Origin of the sequence: Sphingomonas yunnanensis (assembly GCF_019898765.1) — a bacterium.
Taxonomy (GTDB): Bacteria; Pseudomonadota; Alphaproteobacteria; order Sphingomonadales; family Sphingomonadaceae; genus Sphingomonas; species Sphingomonas yunnanensis.
On sequence record NZ_JAIOKB010000003.1, the window covers coordinates 419,261 to 437,092 of the forward strand.

A 17,832-nucleotide genomic window follows, 5' to 3' on the forward strand; every position below is an offset into this window, starting at 1 on the left:
ATCCTCCTCGCGTCGGAGCCGGCGGCCAGTTCGTTGACGTCGCTGCCGCCGCGGCGGGCGGCGATGCGGCTTCCTCTCAGGCCGTGACTCGCCCGATCGGATAAAGGAGGTGGTCGCGATCCTGGTAGGGCGAGCGGCTGTAGAACCACCTCAACCGGGCGAGCGGGTCGGCCGCGAAGGCGGGGTCGGCCGCCAGCGCGGCGGCGAACGAGTCGGCGAGCGCTGGATCGGCGGCCAGCATCTCCTCCGCCATCGGCGCGACGACATAGGCCTCCATATATTCCACCGCGTCGAGGCAGCCGGCGACGAAGCCCTTGGCGAAGAGGGAGTCGGCGCAGGCCGGCTCGAGCATATGGATGGCCAGCTCGCCGAGCGGCTGATCCGTCGTGACGAAGGCCGAGCCGGCCGCGAAGGTTCGCCGCTGTCGCTCGACCAGCGCGCAGTCGGCGGCCACCGCGGGGCGCCGCTCGGAGATCGCCGGCGCCACCGCGACGTCGCGGAGGCGTATCATCTCGACCTCTGCCTCCACCGCCTCGGCGGCGATCTCCATCGCGATGCCGTGACGCCCCAGCCGCTCGATCACGTCGGGCTCGGACACGGGCACCCAGTAGCCACGCGGGCGAGAGATGGTGAGACCGGGTGTTGATCCTAGCAGCGGCACCTCGACCTCCGGTAGCGGCACGCCCAGCCAGCGTACCTCGCGCGCGCCGGACGCGGGCGAGTCGTAGAAATCGGAGGCGATCGGCCGGAAGGGTATGTTCCGCGCCGGCTCGGCCGCCATCTCCCATGTCAGTATCGGCTCCGGCACTCGTTCGGCGCGATCGCGCGCGGTCGCGGCGCGCAAGGCATCGAGCTGCTCGGCGGCCACCTTCAGGGTCGCTTCCAGCAGCGCATAGGTGCCGAGCACGCGCTGCCTGACGGGCTTGAGCGAGTGGTTCTCGACCAGCACCGTGGCGAGATGGCGCATGTCGCCGTAGCTGTGCGAGAAGCGCGGCGGGAAGGCGGGCAGCACCAGCCCCAGCTCGGGGCGGCGATCGTCCAGCGCCAGGATCAAGGGGCCGGGAAGGTGCCCCATCGCCTCCATCGACGCCGTCACCGCGGGTCGATACTGGCGATGAAGCCAGGCGCTGATCGCGGGCGACGTGGCGTAGGGCTCGTCCTGGAAGCCGAAGCAGATGTCGTACTGGTAGTCGAGCCCGTCGGTGACGTGCAGGTCGACGAAGAGATCGGGCTCGATCGCGTCGATCAGCCGGATCAGCGACTGGATCTCGGGTGACTCCGCCTTGATGAGATCGCGGTTCAGGTTGAGCCCCTGCGCCGAGGCGCGCCACCCTTGCACCGCCGGTCCGCGCTGATTGGGACGGCTGAACGCCGAGCGCCGCTCATGCCCATCGGGGTTGAGCACCGGGACGAAATACCAGTCGGCACCGTCGAGCAGGTCGTCGCGGCCGTTGAAGGCGATGTCGCGCAGCAGCATTAGGCCGGCGTCCTTGCCGTCGATCTCGCCGGGATGGATGCCACACTGGACCAGCACGCGGGCCCGGCTGGATGCCGCCGGAGGCAAGCGCGCCGCCGCTGTGTCGCGCGACGCCGTGACCATGGTCAGCGGCCGGCGCTCGACCGACCGGCCGAAGGTGCCGAGCGTCACCAGCGGGGTGGCGGCGGCGAGGTCGTCGAGGAAGGCGAGCGTCTCGGCGTAGGTCGGCGTCGTGGCGAAGTCGTCCGCCTCGGCGGGGGTGCGCCAATTGGCGCCGGCAGGCGCGACCAAAGCCTCGCTCGCGCCCGACCAGGCGGGCACGGGCGGTAGTGGGGCGCGGCGATCGTCGGGCCATGGAGCGAGGGTCATGAGGCACTCCGGAAAGGGCGCAGAGACAGCGCGCGACACGGGAGGGAGGGCGCGCTCAGAACGCCGCGATGCCGGTGATGGCGCGGCCGAGGATCAGCGCGTGGACGTCGTGCGCGCCCTCGTAGGTGTTGACCGTCTCGAGGTTCATCAGGTGGCGCATCACCTGATACTCGCCCGAGATGCCGTTGCCGCCGTGCATGTCGCGCGCCGCGCGCGCCACGTCGAGCGCCTTGCCGACGTTGTTGCGCTTGACCAGCGAGACCATCTCGGGCGCGAACCGGCCCTCGTCCATCAGCCGACCCACACGCAGGCTCGCCTGCAGCCCGAGCGCGATCTCGGTCTCCATGTCGGCCAGCTTCTTCTGGAACAGCTGGCGCCCGGCGAGCGGCGTGCCGAACTGCCTGCGGTCGAGCCCGTATTGCCGCGCCGCGTGGAAGCAATATTCCGCCGCGCCCAGCGCACCCCAGCTGATCCCGTAGCGCGCGCGGTTGAGACAGCCGAACGGTCCCTTCAGCCCCGCCACGTTGGGCAGCAAGGCGTCCTCGCCGACCGCGACCTCGTCCATCATCACCATGCCGGTGATCGAGGCGCGCAACGAGAGCTTGCCCTCGATCTTGGGCGTGGCGAGCCCCTTGGCGCCTTTCTCCAGCACGAAGCCGCGGATCGCGCCGTCGTGCGCGTCGCTCTTGGCCCAGATCACGAAGACATCCGCGATCGGGCTGTTCGAGATCCAGGTCTTGGCGCCCGAGAGGACGTAGCCGCCGTCGCTCTTGCGCGCGCGCGTCGTCATCCCGCCCGGGTCGGAGCCGGCGTCGGGCTCGGTCAGCCCGAAACAGCCGATCAGCTCGCCGCGCGCCAGCCCGGGCAGCCAGCGGTGGCGCTGCTCCTCCGAGCCGTACGCGTAGATCGGATACATCACGAGGCTCGACTGCACGCTCATCATCGAGCGATAGCCCGAGTCGATCCGCTCCACCTCGCGCGCCACCAGCCCGTAGGCGACGTAGGAGGCGCCGACGCCGCCATATTCCTCCGGGATGGTCGGGCCGAGCAGCCCCAGCGCGCCCATCTCGCGGAAGATCGCGGGATCGGTGTGCTCGTGCGCGAACGCCTCGACGATGCGCGGCGCGAGCTTGTCCTCGGCATAGGCGCGCGCGGTGTCGCGCACCATCCGCTCGTCCTCGCTCAGCTGATCGTCGAGCAGGAACGGGTCTGCCCAGTCGAACCGGCCCATCTGGGTCATCGTTCAGTGCCTCGTGTCGGAATCATGTCACAGCTCATCGGGGATCACCGCGGTGACCTCGATCTCGATCAGCGCGGCGTCCTCCATCAGCGCGACCACCTGCACGACCGCCATCACGGGATAATGCCGTCCCATCAGCGCGCGGTAGATCTCGCCGATCCGCCGGGCGTCGCGCAGATAGGCCTGTTTGTCGGTGATGTACCACGTCATGCGCGCGACATGCTCGGGTGCCGCCCGCGCCTCGGCGAGGATCGCGAGCAGGTTGCGCAGGATCTGCTCGAACTGGCCGGGCAGGTCGGTCGCCTCGAACCGCTCCTCGGCGGTCCAGCCGATCAGCCCCGCGACGAAGAGCTGGCGCCCGCTCGCGGTGACGGCGTTGCTGTAGCCGCGCGGGCGCGGCCAGCCGGGTGGCTGCACGATCCTCATGCGGCACTGCTCCCCGCCGCGGCCGCGATGGCGGCGCGCGCGATCACCACTTTCTGCACCTCACTCGCTCCCTCGTAGATGCGCAAGGCGCGGACCTCACGATACAGCCGCTCCACCACGTTGCCGCTGACCACGCCCGCGCCGCCGAACAGCTGTACCGCGGCGTCGATCGTACGCTGTGCCGCCTCGGTGGCGTGCAGCTTGGCCATCGCCGCCTCGCGCGTGACGCGCGGCTGGCCGCGGTCCTTCGCCCAGGCGGCGCGGTAGATCAGCAGCGCGCTCGCGTCATTGCCGAGCGCCATGTCCGCGATCGCGGCCTGGGTCAGCTGCAGGTCGGCGAGCGGCGCGCCGAACAGCCGCCGCGTCGTGGCGCGCGCGATCGCCTCGTCGGTGGCGCGCCGCGCCAGGCCGAGCGCCGCCGCGCCCACGGTGGAACGCAGCATGTCGAGCACCGCCATCGCGATCTTGAAGCCGCCGCCCGCGGTGCCGATCAAATGATCCTCGGGGACGACGCAGCCGTCGAGGCGGATCGTGGCGAGCGGGTGGGGCGCGATCACGTCGATCGTCTCGGTCACCGCGAAGCCGGCGGTGGCGGTGGGAACGACGAAGGCGGAGAGGCCGCGTGCGCCCTCGCCCTCGCCGGTGCGCGCGAACAGCGTCAGCACGTCGGCGATGGGGCCGTTCGAGATCCACGTCTTCTCGCCGTCGATCCGCCAGCCGCCCGGCACCCGCGTGGCGGTGGTGGCCATCGCCGCGACGTCGGAGCCGGCCTCCTTCTCCGACAGCGCGAAGCCCGCCACCCACTCGCCTGCGGCGACCCGCGGCAGATAGGCACGTCGCACCGATTCCTGCCCGAACAGCGCGATCGCGCCGGTGCCGAGCGCCTGCATCGCGAAGACGAAGTCGGCGAGCGCGTGATGATAGGCCAGCGTCTGGCGCGTGAGGCACAGCGTCCGCACCTCGACGCGCTCTCCCGCACCGCCATAGGCCGCGGGCACGGCGTGGCGCAGCACGCCGGCGTCGCCGAGCAGGCGAGCGAGCGCGCGGCAGTCGGCACCGACGTCGCCGCTTTCCCGATGAAGCGCGTTGCCCTGCGCGCCGCACCAGTCATCGAGCCACGTCGCATGGTCGCGGTGGCGCTGGTCGAGGAAGGGCCAGTCGAGGAAGGTCGTGTCCGCCATCTCAGTCTCCCTCGAACACCGGCGTCTGCTTGGCGGCGAAGGCGTGGTAGGCGCGCTCGAAGTCGCGCGTCGCCATGCAGATCGCCTGCGCCTGCGCCTCCGCCTCGATCGCGCTGTCGAGCGGCATCGCCCATTCCATGTTGAGCTGGTTCTTGGTCATCGCGTGCGCGAACGTCGGGCCGCGCGCGAGCGTGGCGGCGAGCGCCTGCGCCTCGCCGAGCAGCGCCTCGGCCGCGCACAGCCGGTTGAAAAAGCCCCAGCGCTCGCCCTCCGCTGCGTCGAAGGCGCGCCCGGTGAACAGCAGCTCGGCGGCGCGGCCCTGGCCGATGATCCGCGGCAGGATCGCGCAGGCGCCCATGTCGGCGCCGGCGAGGCCGACGCGAGTGAACAGGAAGGCGGTCCGCGCCGCGGGCGTGGCGAGGCGCAGGTCCGACGCCATCGCCAGGATCGCGCCCGCGCCCGCACACACGCCGTCGACCGCGGCGACGATCGGCTGCGGGCAGTGCCGCATCGCCTTGACCAGGTCGCCGGTCATGCGCGTGAAGGCGAGCAGCTCGGGCATCGCCATCGCGGTGAGCGGCCCGATGATCTCGTGCACGTCGCCGCCCGAGCAGAAATTGCCGCCCGCGCCGGTGAGCACGACCGCGCGCACCGCGGGTGCGGAGGACAGAGCGCGGAACAGGTCGCGCAGCTCGGCATAGGATTCGAAGGTGAGCGGATTCTTCCGCTCGGGCCGGTGCAGCGTCACGGTCGCGACCGTATCGGCGACGTCGAACACGAAATGCGCGGGGCGATAGCTGGCGGGATCGAAGACGGTCATCGTGTCGGCCTCACATGACTTCGCCGCCAGCGACCGCGATCGCCTGGCCGGTGATCGAGCGCGCCGCGTCGGCGAGGAGCCACAGCACCGCCGCGGCGACCTCGTCGGGCGTGATCAGTCGGCGCTGCGGGTTGGTGGCGGTGAAGACGGCCTCGGCCGCCGAACGGTCGCGCCCCGTGCGCGCGACGATCGCGTCGACCGCGTCGCGCACGATCGCGGTGTCGGTATAGCCCGGGCACACCGCGTTGACGGTGATCGCGGTCGCGGCGAGTTCCAGCGCGAGCGAGCGGGTGAGCCCCAGCAGCGCGTGCTTGCTCGCGGTATAAGCGCTGACATAGGCATAGCCCTTGAGCGCGGCGGTGCTCGCGACGTTGACGATGCGTCCGTGCGGCAGCGTCCGCATGCCCGGCAGGACCGCGCGGGTCAGGTGGACCGCGCCGAGCACGTTGGTGCGCCAGGCCTCGTCCCAGACCGTGTCGTCCGTCTTCTCGAAGGTGGCGGTGCGCGCCACGCCCGCGTTGTTGACCAGCACCGCGACCGGCCCCGAGCGCTCGCGCGCGGTGGTCAGCGCGGCCGCGACCGAGCTGGCGTCGGTGACGTCGCAGGTGACCGGCAGCGCGCCGGGCAGCTCGGCGCAGGCGCGCTCGAGCCGCCGCGCGTCGCGCCCCGTGACGGTGACGCGGTACCCGGTCGCGGCCAGCGCGGCGGCGATCGCCAGCCCGATGCCGCTGCCACCCCCGGTGACCAGAGCGTGCGCGCCGTCGCTCACTTGAGCGCGGTCAGCTGGCCGGCGCGCGCCGCGTTGCGCTTCAGCTGGAAATAGCCGCTTTTGTACTGCGGCGGCACGTGGGCGTCGTCGAGCTGCTGCTGCGCGGCGGCACGGATCGTCCAGTTCGGGTCCATCTGGTGCGGACGGCCCATCGCGCACAGGTCGGCGCGCCCGGCCGCGACGATCGAGTTGACGTGGTCGATCTCCCAGATGTTCCCCACCGCCATGGTGGCGATGCCGACCTCGTTGCGGATGCGGTCGGAGAACGGAGTCTGAAACATGCGGCCGTAGACCGGCGTCTCGCGCTTGGTGACCTGGCCCGAGGACACGTCGATCAGGTCGACTCCGGCGGCGGCGAAGGCGCGGCTGATCGTCACCGCGTCGTCGGGCGTGTTGCCGTCGGCGCCGACCCAGTCGTGCGCGGAGATGCGCACGGACATCGGCTTCTCCGCGGGCCACACCGCGCGCATCGCCGCGAAGATCTCGAGCGGCCACCGCAAGCGGTTGGCGAGCGTGCCGCCATAGTCGTCGGTGCGGCGGTTCTGCGTCGGGCTGAGGAAGGCGGAGAGCAGGTAGCCATGGCCGCAGTGCAGCTCGATCATGTCGAAGCCCGCCGCCTCCGCCAGCTCGGTCGCGCGCACGAACTGGTCGCGAATGTCGTCCATCGCCGCGCGCTCGAGCGCCACCGGCACCTGGTTGTCCGACGTCCAGGCAACGTCGGACGGCCCGACCACCGGCCAGTTGCCGACTTCGAGCGGTCGGTCGATCCCCTCCCAGGCGAGCCGCGTCGACCCCTTGGCGCCGCTGTGGCCGAGCTGCACCGCGATCCGTGCGCCCGGAGTACGATGGACGAAGTCGGTGACGCGGCGCCAGCCCGCCGCCTGTGCCTCGTTCCATAATCCCGTGCAGCCCGGCGTGATCCGGCCCTCGGGCGAGACGCAGGTCATCTCGGTCACGATCAGCGCCGCGCCGCCGAGCGCGCGCGCGCCGTAGTGGACGAGGTGGAAGTCATCGGGTACGCCCTCCACCGCCGAGTACATCGCCATCGGCGACATCACGACGCGGTTGCGCAAGCTCATGCCGCGCAGCTGGAACGGCAGGAACATCGGCGGGATCGGGTCGTCCGTCTCCCGCCCCAGCGCGCCCGTCACCAGCGAGCGCTCCAGCGCCGCCAGCCAGGCGGGGTCGCGCAGCCGCAGGTTCTCGTGGCTGACGCGCTGGCTGCGCGTCAGCAGCGTGTAGGTGAACTGCTTGGCATCCATCGTCAGGTAGCGGTCGAGGTTCTCGAACCATTCGGTCGAGTTGCGCGCCGCGTTCTGGAGCTTGACGACCTCGAGCTGGCGCTCCTCCTGATAGTCGCGCAGTGCCGCCGCCATGCCGTCGCGCGTGTCGATGCCGGGGCGGCTCATCACCTCGGCGAGCTTGATCGCGTCTTCAAGCGCCAGCTTGGTGCCCGAGCCGATCGAGAAATGCGCGGTATGCGCGGCGTCGCCGAGCAGCACGACGTTCTCGTGGCTCCAGCCGTGGCAGATCACGCGCGGGAAGCGGATCCAGGCCGAGCCGCGGACGTGGCCGGCGTTGGACATCAGCGTATGGCCGCCGAGGTGATCGGCGAAGATCGCCTCGCACAGACGGCAGCTCTCCGCCTGGCTCATCGTCGCGAAGCCGGCGCGCTCATAGGTGTCGGGCGAGCATTCGACGATGAAGGTCGCGGTGTCCTCGTCGAATTGGTAGGCGTGCGCCCAGATCCAGCCGAACTCGGTCTTCTTGAACAGGAAGGTGAAGGCGTCGAAGCGCTGGTGCGTGCCGAGCCAGACGAAATGGTTGCGACGCGTGTCGATGTCGGGCTGGAAGCTCGCCTCGTAGCGGCGGCGCAACTTGCTGTTGAGCCCGTCCGCCGCGACGACAAGGTCGTTGTCGGCGAGGAAGGCGCTGTCCGGCTCCACCTCGGTCTCAAAGGCGAGCGTCACGCCCAGCTCGCGTGCGCGTGCCTGGAGGATGTCGAGCAGGCGCTTGCGGCCGATGCCGATGAAGCCATGGCCGGTCGAGCGGTCGTCGGCGCGTCGCACCCCGTCGTCGATATGGACCGCGATATCGTCCCAGTGCGCCAGCTCGTCGATCATCACGCGCGCGCTGACCGGGTCGTTCTCGCCGAGCCGATCCATCGTCTGGTCGGAGAAGACCACGCCCCAGCCGAACGTGTCGCCGGCGCGGTTGCGCTCGTAGACAGTGACGTCATGCGACGGATCGCGCAGCTTCATCGAGATCGCGAAATAGAGCCCGGCGGGGCCGCCGCCGACGCATGCCACCTTCATCGCACTCTCCTCGACGGGGACGCGAGCCAAACTATCGGACCGCGCTGATACTTCAAGCTTAAAATATCTCTGCGGTCACGCCGCCGTGGCGAGCGCCGCTGCGAGCGCGTGACCGTCCTCATCCGCCAGCGCGGCGGCGCGCAGCGCGCGGACCTGCGCCGCCGCATCGGTGCGACCCGTCAGCCGCCGAGCGGCCTCGCTGACGAGCGTGAAGTGGCGCAGGCCGCGCTCGAACGTGTCGCTATAGCCCTTGATCAACTCCTGCGTGGCGGCGATCTCGATCGCGAGCGCGACATCGGTCGCCGCCGTGGCAGCGACGAGCGCGAGCCACTCTTCGATACGGGCCTGCTCCTCGGCGAAGCGCCAGGTCGACCGGCGGATCCGCCGCATCGCCGCGACCGTCCGCAGCAGCAGGAACCAGCGCAAGCGGGTGGCCCGCACGTGACGCCCGCGCGAGAAGAAGGGCTCGAGTCGCCGCCGCAGCGCGGGGCGATGCCAGATCGCCGCGCCAAACCGGGCCGGCAGCGTCTCGCAGACCTCACGCAGCCGCGGGTGCATATATTCGGTGACGGTGAGGAGCTGGGTCGCGCCGACCCGGACCTCGCTTGCTACGCGCGCCGCGCGCGCCGCGCGCACCTTCAGGTCGGCGACACGGATCGTGTCCTCGTAGCTCATCCACACGGCGAGATGCCGCGCCACCGCCTCGGACAGCACCGGTTCGCCGCGCGCGGCGATCGGTGCGAGGCGGTCGAGGTAGAGGTCGGCGTAGGCTGCGTCCTGATAGTCCATCAGCCGGCGCACGCCCTCCAGCGCGGAGGCGTGCGCGGCGGCGGGCAGGGTGGAGAGCACGCGCGCCTGGCGCTCGGCACCGGCGGGCGTGGTGGCCGCCGGCGGCGCGGCGGCGGCCTCGATCGCGGTGCGGCGCTCGCCCGCCGCGGCCATGCCCGCGGCGAAGCCGGCGAGATTGGCGGAGATCGCTTTCCCGCCGCGGCGGATCGCCGCCTCGAACGACTCTCGCGCGAAGGGCAGCGCACCCGCGCCGGCGAGCGCGCCGAACATCACCGAGCTGATCACGCTGCCGGCCCCCGCCGCGGCCGCCTCCATGTCGAAGCCGACGAAGCGCCTCGATCGCCGCGCCGCGGCGTCGAGGATGCGCTCGCCCGCGCCGGTGCCGTCCCCCAGCGCCGACTTCTCCGAGATGGCGTAGATGCGGTGGGTCGATCCGATCAGCGTGGTGCGGTCCGCGCTGACGAAGCCGCGCAGGATCGCGCGCCCGGTCTCCATCAGCTCGGATGCGATCACGACGTCGACGTCGCCGGGCGTCGGAGTCATCGCCAGGACCGGCGCGGGGTGATTGGCGCCGGGCGCGCCTCGCCGCACCATCTCGATGTAATAGATCGTCGAGCCGGTGCGCTGCGCCACGCCGGGGACGGAGGTGCCCTGCGCGACATAGCCCTCGGCCTCGGCCAGAGCGAGGATCCAGTCGGCGAGCACGCCCCCGCCCTGGCCGCCCAGCGCCAGGATCGCGACGGTGAGCCGATCGCGCTCGCCCGCGGTCGACGCGGCCATCAAAACGCCCTCGCCGCGAGCGCGCGCGCGTCGCGCGCCTGGATCCAGCCGATCAGCGCGGCGCGCCAGCGCGCCAGCAGCCGCTCGAGCCGCCCCGGGTTGGTCACGATCTCGGCCTTGTAGAAGGACGGGCACAGCACCGCGGCATGCGCCACCTCGCCGCAATTGCCGCAGCCGACGCAGCTGTCGTCGATCGCGGTGACGGGATGGTGGCGCAGCGGGTCGGGGTTGGCCTTGACGCTCAGCGACGGGCAGCCCGACAGGCGGATACAGGCGTGATCCCCGGTGCAAGTGTCGGGATCGACCCCGAACCGCTCGCGCACCACGCGCTTTCCCTCGCGCGCCGCCTGCGCCAGCAGCGGCCGCACGCGGCGCTGCTTGTTGAGCATACACTCCGACTGGGCGACGATCACCTTCGGCCCCTTCTCGGGGGTCGTCAGCGCTTCCTTGAGCGTGTCGCGCATCCGCGCCACGTCGTAGGTGCGCGTCAGCGTGCGCGCCCAGCCGACGCCCATGCCGCGGAGCGCGCGCTCGATCGGGTTGTTGGTGCGCCGCGTCGCGCTCGCCGCGCGCGAGGAGAGGATGTCCTGCCCGCCGGTCGCGGCCGAATAACCGTTGTCGACCACGATCGTGACGGTGTCGTCCTGGTTGAAGACGGCGTTGCCGATCCCCGAGGTGAGGCCGTTGTGCCAGAAGCCGCCGTCCCCCATCATCGCCACCGCGCGCCGCGCTCCCGCGCCCTCGCTCGGCTTGAACGCCGAGGCGCCGGCGGTGCCCAGGCCATAGCCCATCGTCGTGTTGCCGATGTGGAACGGCGGCAGGATCGAGAAGAGGTGGCAGCCGATGTCGGCGGAGACGTGCAGCGCGCCGAGCTCGCGCTGGACGAGCTTCATCGCCGAGAAGATCGGCCGCTCGGGGCAGCCAGTGCAGAAGCCGGCGGGGCGGGGCGGCACCGTGCGCGCCAGCTCGGGCTCGGGGGGCGGCGGGGCGGGCGGGGCGGCGGCGACCCGCCCCGGCGCGTGCGCCGCGAGGAAGGCGAGCAGCGCGTCGCGCAGCACCTCGCCCGAATATTCGCCGGCGCGCGGCAGCAGGTCCTTGCCGACCAGGCGCGTCGACAGGTCGGCGCGGCGCAACAGGGTGTTGAGCTCGTGCTCGATGAATTCGGGCTGGCCTTCCTCGACGATCAGCACCGCGCGCTTGCCCGCGCAGAAGGCGGCGACCTCGTCGGGCAGCAGCGGGTAGGTGACGTTGAGGCAGTAGACGGGCACGCGCGCCGCGCCGTGCGCGTCCGACAGGCCGACCAGCTCGAGCGCGCGATTGAGCGTGTTGTAGAGCCCGCCCTGGACGATGATGCCGATCTCGTCCTGCGCCGGCCCGAACCATTCGTTGAGCCGCCGCTCGGCGATGAAGCGCTGCGCCGCGGGCCAGCGCCGCTCGATCTTCTCGCGCTCGTGCAGGAAGTTGGCGGGCGGCAGCACGATCCGGTCGACGTCGCGCACCGGGTTGGCCGCGGCCTCGCCGACGGTGAGCGGCGGCCGGCGATTGTCGCGCGCGACGAAGCTGCCGGTGACGTGGCAGGCGCGCACGCGCAGCTCGATCATCACCGGCGTGTTCGACGCCTCGGACAGCTCGAAGCCGGCCTCGACCATGTCGACGATGCTGGGCAGGTTGGGGCGCGGGTCGAGCAGCCACATCTGCGACTTCATGGCGAAGGCGTGGGTGCGCTCCTGCATGATCGACGAGCCCTCGCCGTAGTCCTCGCCGACGATGATAAGCGTGCCGCCCTTGACCCCGCCGCTGGCGATGTTCGACAGCGCGTCGGAGGCGACGTTGGTGCCCACCACCGACTTCCATGCGACCGCACCGCGCAGCGGATAGTTGACCGAGGCGGCCAGCATCGCCGCGGCGGCGGCCTCGCTCGCGTTGGATTCAAAGTGTACGCCCAGCTCGCGCAGCAGCGGGTCGGCGTCGGCGAACACGTCCATGAGATGGCTGATCGGCGAGCCCTGGTAGCCGCCGACATAGGCGACCCCGGCCTGGAGCAGCGCCTTGGTGACCGCGAGGATCCCTTCGCCGGCGAAGGTCTCGCCGGCGCCGAGGCGGAGCTGCTCCACCTCTCGCTTGAAGGAGCGCTCCGCCATCGTCTCAGCCCGCCACCAGCGCGAGCACCCGCAGCGGGCTACCCGATCCGCCCGCGATCTTGAGCGGGGCGGCGATCACCACCGCGCCGGTCGGCGGCAGCTGATCGAGGTTGGCGAGGCATTGCAGCCCGTAGCGGCCGGCGCCGTGGAACAGCGTGTGCGCTGGATAGGCGGGATCGAGCAGGTGCGCTTGCCCGGCATCGGTACCGATCGTCTCAACGCCCAGGCCGTGCGCGTCGCGCTCCTCGATGAGGAAGCGCACTGCTTCCGCGGAGGGCCCGGGCGTGTGTGCGCCGTCGTCGCGGCGGTTGGTGTAGGCGTCGCTGTCGCGCGTCGACCAGTCGGTGCGCAGCAGTACCCAGCTGCGCGGAGGAATGCGGCCGTGCGTCGCCTCCCAGTCGGTGATGTCCGCGACGGTGAGGAGATAATCGGGGTCGGCCGCCGCGGCGGCGGAGACGTCGATCACCACCGCGGGCGCGACGAAGTCCTCGGGCGCGATCGTGTCGACCGTGTTGCGCGGCAGGTCCTTGCCGGTCACCCAGTGGACCGGCGCGTCGAAGTGCGTGCCGGTGTGCTCGCCCACCGTGAAGTTGTTCCAGTGCCAGGCGACGCCGCGATCGTCGTAGCGCGAGATCTCCTGCCGGCTGAACGGTGCGGTCTGGCCGAACGGCTCGGGCAGGATCAGCACCGGCGTGTCCTCCGACAGCGGCTGGGTCAGGTCGATCGTGCGGATCGAACCGCGCTGGAGCGCGGCGGCAAGGTCGGCGAGCACGGCGTGCGACATGCGATCTTCTCCGAGGGTCTGGAAGACGACGTGACACGCAGCCTGTCATGAGAAACGTGCATATGCAATTAAATTCGGATCGTGCGTTGCGGCGTGCGTTCGGCCCCGATAGAGCCCGCTCCTGGGAGGGCGCACGTGGACGATCGACAGCTTGGCAATCCTGGCACCGCTGCCTTCCGGGTGGAGAAATATCCCTTCTACCTGCTCAACCGCTTGGTCTCGCGCTACAATGGCGTGATCGGCGAGCGTCTGCGCGCGATCGACCTCGATATTCCTTCATGGCGCGTCCTGATGATCCTGGGCGAGCGCGCGCCGCGCGGCGTGCGTGACATCGCGGACGCTGCCGTCATCCCGCTCTCGACCATGACTCGCATCATCCAGCGCATGACCGGCGCCGGCCTGGTCGCGGTGAGCGACAGCGCCGACGACGCGCGGGTCACCGAGGTGTCGCTCAGCGCCGAGGGAGAGCGCCGCCTGGCGGCCGCGCGCGCTGCGAGCGCGCCGGTGTACGAGCAGGTGATCCGCGGCCTCAGCGAACGCGACTTCGACCAGCTGCTCGACCTGCTCGGCCGCGTCCACGCCAATCTGGACGAGGTCGCGTGAGCGAACTGCGCGAGAAGCATGACGGCGCCTTCTCCGAGCAGATGGACGTGCGCGTGTGGCTGCGGCTGCTGAGCTGCTCCACGGTCATGGAGAAGCGGCTTCGCCGCCGCCTCGTCGAGCACCACGCCACCACGCTGCCGCGCTTCGACGTCCTCGCCGCGCTCGACCGTCAGTCCGCGGGCATGACGATGAGCGAGCTGTCGCGCGCTTTGCTGGTCTCCAACGGCAACGTCACGGCACTGGTGCGGCAGCTCGAGCAGGACGGGATGGTGGCGAGCCGCGTGGCGAGCGGCGACGCGCGCTCCAGCATCGTCGCGCTGACCGAGGAGGGGCGCGCGCACTTCCGCACGCTGGCCGAGTCGCATCACCGCTGGGTTCAGGCGATGCTCGCGGGCGTGCCGCGCGACGAGTTGGCGACGCTCTATCGGCTGCTCGCGCTGGTGAAGAGCTCGATCGCCGCCGAGCGCGCGCCGGGGGAGGGGGATCGATGAGCTTCGTGTCGCGACAGATCGTCCGGTTCGCGCACGTCGATGCCGCCGGCATCGTCTTCTATCCGCGCTATTTCGAGATGCTCAACGCGGCGGTCGAGGATTATTTCGCCGCGCTCGGCGCCAGCTTCGCGCAGATGCACGCGACGCGACGCCTCGGGGTGCCGACGGTGTCGCTCAGCGCCGAGTTCGTCGCCGTGAGCCGCCTCGGCGACGAGCTCGATCTCGCGCTGACGGTGCGGCGCGTCGGCAGCTCGTCCGCGACGATCGGGGTGGAGGTCAGCTGCGGCGGGGAGCAGCGCCTCCGCGGCGAGGTGGTGCTTGTCTGCATGGACCTCGACCGCGCGCGCGCCGTGCCCTGGCCCGAGGACATGCGCCCGCGCTGAGCGGGGGCGTCACAGCACGCCGTCCCAGAGCCGCCGCTCGGCGCCGGCGAGATCGTCGACGACGCGGGGCAGGGCGTCGAGCCGCATCGTCGCGCGCCGACGCAGGTCGTAGCTCGGCCAGTTCGCGGCGGGCGCGCCCCCGCGCAGGAAGCGCAGCCACATCGCGTGCATCGCCGCCGACAGCCGCTCCGCCGACGTCCCGACCGGGCCGTAGGCGGCCGAGGCGGGATCGTCGAGCCGGGCCCAGGTGAGCGGCAGCTCGGCGCCGTGAATGGCGTAACCGCGGCGCGCCCCGGTCGTGAGCGGCAGGTCGAAGCGGTAGAGATGGGCGACGCCACCCGCGCGCGCCTGCGCCGCCGCCAGCCGGATCGTCGGTATGCCATATTCCTCCGCGCTCACCGCGGCGTAGCGGCGCGCGCGCGGGTCGGACACGAGCGCGGCGTAGCGCGCATAGACCGGCGCGAAGGTGGCGAGATCGAGGTTGGCGAGTTCGCCCGCACGCACCGCGTCCGCGCCAGGCTCCGGCGGTCCCCAGAACGCCACCTCGTCGCGGTTCCAGCCGAGCAGCAGCGGCACGCCGCGCGCCGCGCCGGCGGCGATCGCGGCGAGCGGCGCCTGCGGGAGCAGCGCGCCGCCGACCACCGCCCGGAAGGGATATTTGCGCGGGTACGCCGCCACCACGGCGGTCTGCGCGGCGAGCAGCGCGCGCGCAGGCAGGTCGCGCAGCGCGGCGGGGGCGACGCCGGCGGCGGCCGCGACGCGGCGCGTCAGCTCGGCGGCACGAGTGCGATCCGCGATCGTCTGACCGCCGCCGCTCTCGACGATTGCGCGGGCGAACAGGCCGCGTGCCGCGGGCGCGGCGAGCAGCGACACGACGTCCTTCGCGCCTGCACTCTGCCCCGCCAGCGTCACGCGCGCGGGGTCACCGCCGAACGCCGCGATATTGTCGTGCACCCAGCGCAACGCCATGATCTGGTCGCGCAGGCCGTTGTTGCCGCTGTCTGCGTAGGACCCGCCAAGCGCCTCCTCGAGGTCGAGGAAGCCCCAGCAGCCGGTGCGATAGGTGATCGTGACGCAGACGACGCCGGCGCGCGCGAAGCCGCTGCCGTCGAACACCGGGAAGCGCGTCGAGCCGGTGACGTTGCCGCCGCCGTGCACCCAGACCTGGACGGGATGCGGCCCGGGCCGCTCGGGCGCCCAGACGTTGAGATAGAGGCAGTCCTCCGAGGTCGGCAGCGGCGCGCTCGGGTCCTCGGGCGGCGAACCGGGCTGGATCGGCGAGGGTGCATAGGCCAGCGCCGCGAGCGGCTCGCGCCAGCGCGCCGCCGGCTCGGGTGCGCGGAAGCGCAGTGCGTCGAGTGGCGGGCGGGCGAACGGGATGCCGAGGAAGCGCGCCACCGTGCCGTCGCTCGTGCCGCGGATCGGCCCGCATCGCGGCTCGCGCAGCACCGGCGCCGCCGCGCCCGCCGCACCGCCGGGATAGGCGCCGAGCGCGACGAGGCCGGCACCGCCGCGCCGCAGCAGCTCGCGCCGGTTCACGCGACCGCCAGCGGCGCGCGGCCGCGGCGCAGCGCGGCATCGACGATGAGCACCGTCGCGCCGTTGAGAAGCAGCGCGGCGAGCCCCAGATCGAAGCCACTCGCCGCCGCCCAGGCCGCCAACGGGCTGGGAAGCAGCATCGCGGCATAGCCCACCGCCAGTCCCGCGCCGAGCGCCACCGCCGGTACGCCCGGGCGCAGGAAGGCGAGATAGACGCCGGGTGCGAGCATGCCGATCGTGGCGTAAGCGGTCAGCCCGATCGTCACCAGCGACTGGCTCGGCCCAACCGAGAGCCAGGCCGCGAGCGCGGCGAAGGCGACCATCGCGGCGCGCGAGGCGAGCAGTTGCGCGCGCTCGTCGAGCGCGGGGCGCAGCGGCAAGACCACGTTGCGCGTGAAGATCGTCCCGATCGTCAGCAGCAGCACCGAACCCGGTACCAGCGCGAGCAGCGCCGCGGTGGCCCCGAACAGCCCGGTCACCCAGGCGGGATAGCGATCGGTGACAAGCTGCAGCAGCACCGCATTGGCGTCGCCGCCGGGCGGGCGTGTCCCCGCGACCAGCGCAGCCACGCCGAGCAGGATGATGAACAGGTATGACAGCGAGTAGAGCGGCTGGAAGATGGCGTTGCGGCGCAGCGTCTTGGCGGCGTCGGCGGCGTAACAGAGCTGGAACATGTGGGGGAAGATATAGGTGCCGACCGCGACGCTGATGGCGGTGGTCATCAGCCAGGTGACGCCGAGCCCGGCGGCGGGGTCGCGGCCGGGCAGCGTCGCGGCGGCGGGTGCCAGTGCCTCGGCGCGGCGGAACAGGTCCGCGATTGAGCTCGCGCCGACTTCGCGCGCGACGGTGAGGGCGAGCCCGCCGACCAGCAGCACCATCAGCACGTCCTTGACCCCCGCGGCGAAGGCGGCCGAGCGCAGACCGGCGAAGAAGACGAACAGCAGCATCGCCGCCGCGGCGAGCGCGGCGGCGGTGGCGGCGTCGACGTCGCCCAGCGTCACGCGCAGCACCAGCCCCAGCGCGGTAATCTGGATCTGGACGTAGATCACCAGCGCGGCGATCCCGACCAGCGCGACCAGGATGCCGAGCCAGCGAGAGCGATAATGGTGCGCGAAGAAGTCGGCCTGGGTCATCAGCCCGCTGGCGCGCCCGCTGCGCCAGATCCGCGGCGTCAGCCAATAGCCGATCGCGGCGGCGAGCGAGACCGAGCACAGCGCCAGCGTCGCCGGCGCGCCGTGCGCCCAGGCATAGCCCGAGATGCCGAGCACCGCGAAGGTGGTGTAGATCTCGCCCGCGTTGAGGAACCAGAAGACGAGCAGCCCGAGACTGCGCCCGCCGATCGCCCACTCGCTGATCGTGCGCGCGCGCGCCTGCATCCGGCCATAAGCGACGGTGCCCAGCATCGTCGCCGTCACCACGCCCACCGTCACCGCCGCGGCGATCATCGCGCCGCCGCCGCGGCGTCGAGCCGGTAGACAAGGGCGATGGCGAGGCTGGCGATGACGACGCCGGCCAGCTCCCACAGCAGCAGGAAGGGCATGTGCCACGGCCGCCACGCCACGCCGTTGGCCCAAGGCACGCCGCCGACCTGCCACAGGAAGGGCAGCAGGAGCGGCAGGTGGCGGCGGCGCAGGCCTCCCGAGGGCGGGCTGTCGGCTTCGTCCATGGCGCTACGCTCCTTTCCGGGGAGCCGCCAGGCTAGCCACACCGCCATTGCGATGGGTG

General features: G+C 71.8%; 16 protein-coding genes. 3 read left to right on the forward strand and 13 right to left on the reverse strand.

Annotated features, from left to right (window positions below; genetic code table 11):
• Window positions 1–76 precede the first annotated feature (76 nt).
• From K7957_RS11505 to K7957_RS11550, 10 genes are all read right to left on the reverse strand, one after another.
• Window positions 77–1,846 (reverse strand): M14 family metallopeptidase, encoded by a 1,770-nt coding sequence (locus tag K7957_RS11505; protein WP_223012121.1) that lies wholly within the window; start codon window positions 1,844–1,846, stop codon window positions 77–79.
• A 55-nt stretch (window positions 1,847–1,901) separates the two neighbouring features.
• Window positions 1,902–3,086 carry an acyl-CoA dehydrogenase gene (locus K7957_RS11510; protein WP_223012122.1) on the reverse strand — a complete coding sequence of 395 codons (1,185 nt, stop codon included), beginning with the start codon at window positions 3,084–3,086 and terminating at the stop codon, window positions 1,902–1,904.
• A gap of 27 nt (window positions 3,087–3,113) precedes the next feature.
• Window positions 3,114–3,512 carry a RidA family protein gene (locus K7957_RS11515; protein WP_223012123.1) on the reverse strand — a complete coding sequence of 133 codons (399 nt, stop codon included), beginning with the start codon at window positions 3,510–3,512 and terminating at the stop codon, window positions 3,114–3,116.
• Window positions 3,509–4,693 (reverse strand): acyl-CoA dehydrogenase family protein, encoded by a 1,185-nt coding sequence (locus tag K7957_RS11520; protein ID WP_223012124.1) that lies wholly within the window; start codon window positions 4,691–4,693, stop codon window positions 3,509–3,511. The genes K7957_RS11515 and K7957_RS11520 overlap by 4 nt, the downstream gene beginning before the upstream one ends.
• Before the next feature lies 1 nt (window position 4,694).
• Window positions 4,695–5,513, reverse strand: coding sequence for an enoyl-CoA hydratase family protein (locus K7957_RS11525; RefSeq protein ID WP_223012125.1), 819 nt, complete (start codon window positions 5,511–5,513; stop codon window positions 4,695–4,697).
• 10 nt (window positions 5,514–5,523) lie between these two features.
• Complete coding sequence (locus K7957_RS11530; protein ID WP_223012126.1) at window positions 5,524–6,282, reverse strand: SDR family NAD(P)-dependent oxidoreductase; 759 nt, start codon at window positions 6,280–6,282, stop codon at window positions 5,524–5,526.
• Complete coding sequence (locus K7957_RS11535; protein ID WP_223012127.1) at window positions 6,279–8,597, reverse strand: bifunctional salicylyl-CoA 5-hydroxylase/oxidoreductase; 2,319 nt, start codon at window positions 8,595–8,597, stop codon at window positions 6,279–6,281. Before K7957_RS11535 ends, K7957_RS11530 begins: the two co-directional genes overlap by 4 nt.
• A 75-nt stretch (window positions 8,598–8,672) precedes the next feature.
• The gene (locus tag K7957_RS11540) at window positions 8,673–10,166 is read right to left on the reverse strand and encodes an indolepyruvate oxidoreductase subunit beta family protein (RefSeq protein WP_223012128.1); all 1,494 of its coding nucleotides are present in this window, start codon (window positions 10,164–10,166) and stop codon (window positions 8,673–8,675) included.
• Complete coding sequence (locus K7957_RS11545) at window positions 10,166–12,307, reverse strand: ferredoxin family protein (RefSeq protein ID WP_223012129.1); 2,142 nt, start codon at window positions 12,305–12,307, stop codon at window positions 10,166–10,168. Before K7957_RS11545 ends, K7957_RS11540 begins: the two co-directional genes overlap by 1 nt.
• A gap of 4 nt (window positions 12,308–12,311) precedes the next feature.
• On the reverse strand, window positions 12,312–13,091 hold the full coding sequence (locus tag K7957_RS11550; RefSeq protein WP_223012130.1) for a cyclase family protein: 780 nt from the start codon (window positions 13,089–13,091) through the stop codon (window positions 12,312–12,314).
• A 135-nt stretch (window positions 13,092–13,226) separates the two neighbouring features.
• Here K7957_RS11550 and K7957_RS11555 point away from each other — a divergent pair, with 135 nt between their 5' ends.
• From K7957_RS11555 to K7957_RS11565, 3 genes are read left to right on the forward strand one after another with little or no spacing between them, the layout of a single operon-like run.
• Entirely contained in the window at window positions 13,227–13,694 is a 468-nt protein-coding gene (locus K7957_RS11555; protein WP_223012131.1) for a MarR family winged helix-turn-helix transcriptional regulator, read from the forward strand.
• Window positions 13,691–14,185: a MarR family winged helix-turn-helix transcriptional regulator gene (locus K7957_RS11560; protein ID WP_343228385.1), complete on the forward strand. Its 495-nt coding sequence runs from the start codon at window positions 13,691–13,693 to the stop codon at window positions 14,183–14,185. The genes K7957_RS11555 and K7957_RS11560 overlap by 4 nt, the downstream gene beginning before the upstream one ends.
• Complete coding sequence (locus tag K7957_RS11565; RefSeq protein WP_223012132.1) at window positions 14,182–14,568, forward strand: acyl-CoA thioesterase; 387 nt, start codon at window positions 14,182–14,184, stop codon at window positions 14,566–14,568. Before K7957_RS11560 ends, K7957_RS11565 begins: the two co-directional genes overlap by 4 nt.
• Window positions 14,569–14,577: 9 nt before the next feature.
• Here K7957_RS11565 and K7957_RS11570 read toward each other — a convergent pair whose 3' ends face one another.
• The 3 genes from K7957_RS11570 to K7957_RS11580 are packed head-to-tail and all read right to left on the reverse strand — an operon-like array spanning window position 14,578 to window position 17,773.
• Window positions 14,578–16,107 (reverse strand): carboxylesterase/lipase family protein, encoded by a 1,530-nt coding sequence (locus K7957_RS11570; protein WP_223012133.1) that lies wholly within the window; start codon window positions 16,105–16,107, stop codon window positions 14,578–14,580.
• Entirely contained in the window at window positions 16,104–17,552 is a 1,449-nt protein-coding gene (locus K7957_RS11575) for a sodium:solute symporter family protein (RefSeq protein ID WP_246616977.1), read from the reverse strand. The genes K7957_RS11570 and K7957_RS11575 overlap by 4 nt, the downstream gene beginning before the upstream one ends.
• Window positions 17,549–17,773, reverse strand: a complete 225-nt coding sequence (locus K7957_RS11580) for a DUF3311 domain-containing protein (protein ID WP_223012134.1) — start codon at window positions 17,771–17,773, stop codon at window positions 17,549–17,551. Before K7957_RS11580 ends, K7957_RS11575 begins: the two co-directional genes overlap by 4 nt.
• Window positions 17,774–17,832: the final 59 nt, after the last annotated feature.

What these genes read in the sequence shown, in the direction of transcription:
- K7957_RS11565 (WP_223012132.1), top strand. Translation starts at nt 14,182, where the DNA reads ATGAGCTTCGTGTCGCGACAGATCGTCCGGTTCGCGCACGTCGATGCC.
- K7957_RS11575 (WP_246616977.1), bottom strand. Translation starts at nt 17,552, where the DNA reads ATGATCGCCGCGGCGGTGACGGTGGGCGTGGTGACGGCGACGATGCTG.
- K7957_RS11540 (WP_223012128.1), bottom strand. Translation starts at nt 10,166, where the DNA reads ATGGCCGCGTCGACCGCGGGCGAGCGCGATCGGCTCACCGTCGCGATC.
- K7957_RS11535 (WP_223012127.1), bottom strand. Translation starts at nt 8,597, where the DNA reads ATGAAGGTGGCATGCGTCGGCGGCGGCCCCGCCGGGCTCTATTTCGCG.
- K7957_RS11505 (WP_223012121.1), bottom strand. Translation starts at nt 1,846, where the DNA reads ATGACCCTCGCTCCATGGCCCGACGATCGCCGCGCCCCACTACCGCCC.
- K7957_RS11510 (WP_223012122.1), bottom strand. Translation starts at nt 3,086, where the DNA reads ATGACCCAGATGGGCCGGTTCGACTGGGCAGACCCGTTCCTGCTCGAC.
- K7957_RS11515 (WP_223012123.1), bottom strand. Translation starts at nt 3,512, where the DNA reads ATGAGGATCGTGCAGCCACCCGGCTGGCCGCGCCCGCGCGGCTACAGC.
- K7957_RS11550 (WP_223012130.1), bottom strand. Translation starts at nt 13,091, where the DNA reads ATGTCGCACGCCGTGCTCGCCGACCTTGCCGCCGCGCTCCAGCGCGGT.
- K7957_RS11580 (WP_223012134.1), bottom strand. Translation starts at nt 17,773, where the DNA reads ATGGACGAAGCCGACAGCCCGCCCTCGGGAGGCCTGCGCCGCCGCCAC.
- K7957_RS11520 (WP_223012124.1), bottom strand. Translation starts at nt 4,693, where the DNA reads ATGGCGGACACGACCTTCCTCGACTGGCCCTTCCTCGACCAGCGCCAC.
- K7957_RS11525 (WP_223012125.1), bottom strand. Translation starts at nt 5,513, where the DNA reads ATGACCGTCTTCGATCCCGCCAGCTATCGCCCCGCGCATTTCGTGTTC.
- K7957_RS11545 (WP_223012129.1), bottom strand. Translation starts at nt 12,307, where the DNA reads ATGGCGGAGCGCTCCTTCAAGCGAGAGGTGGAGCAGCTCCGCCTCGGC.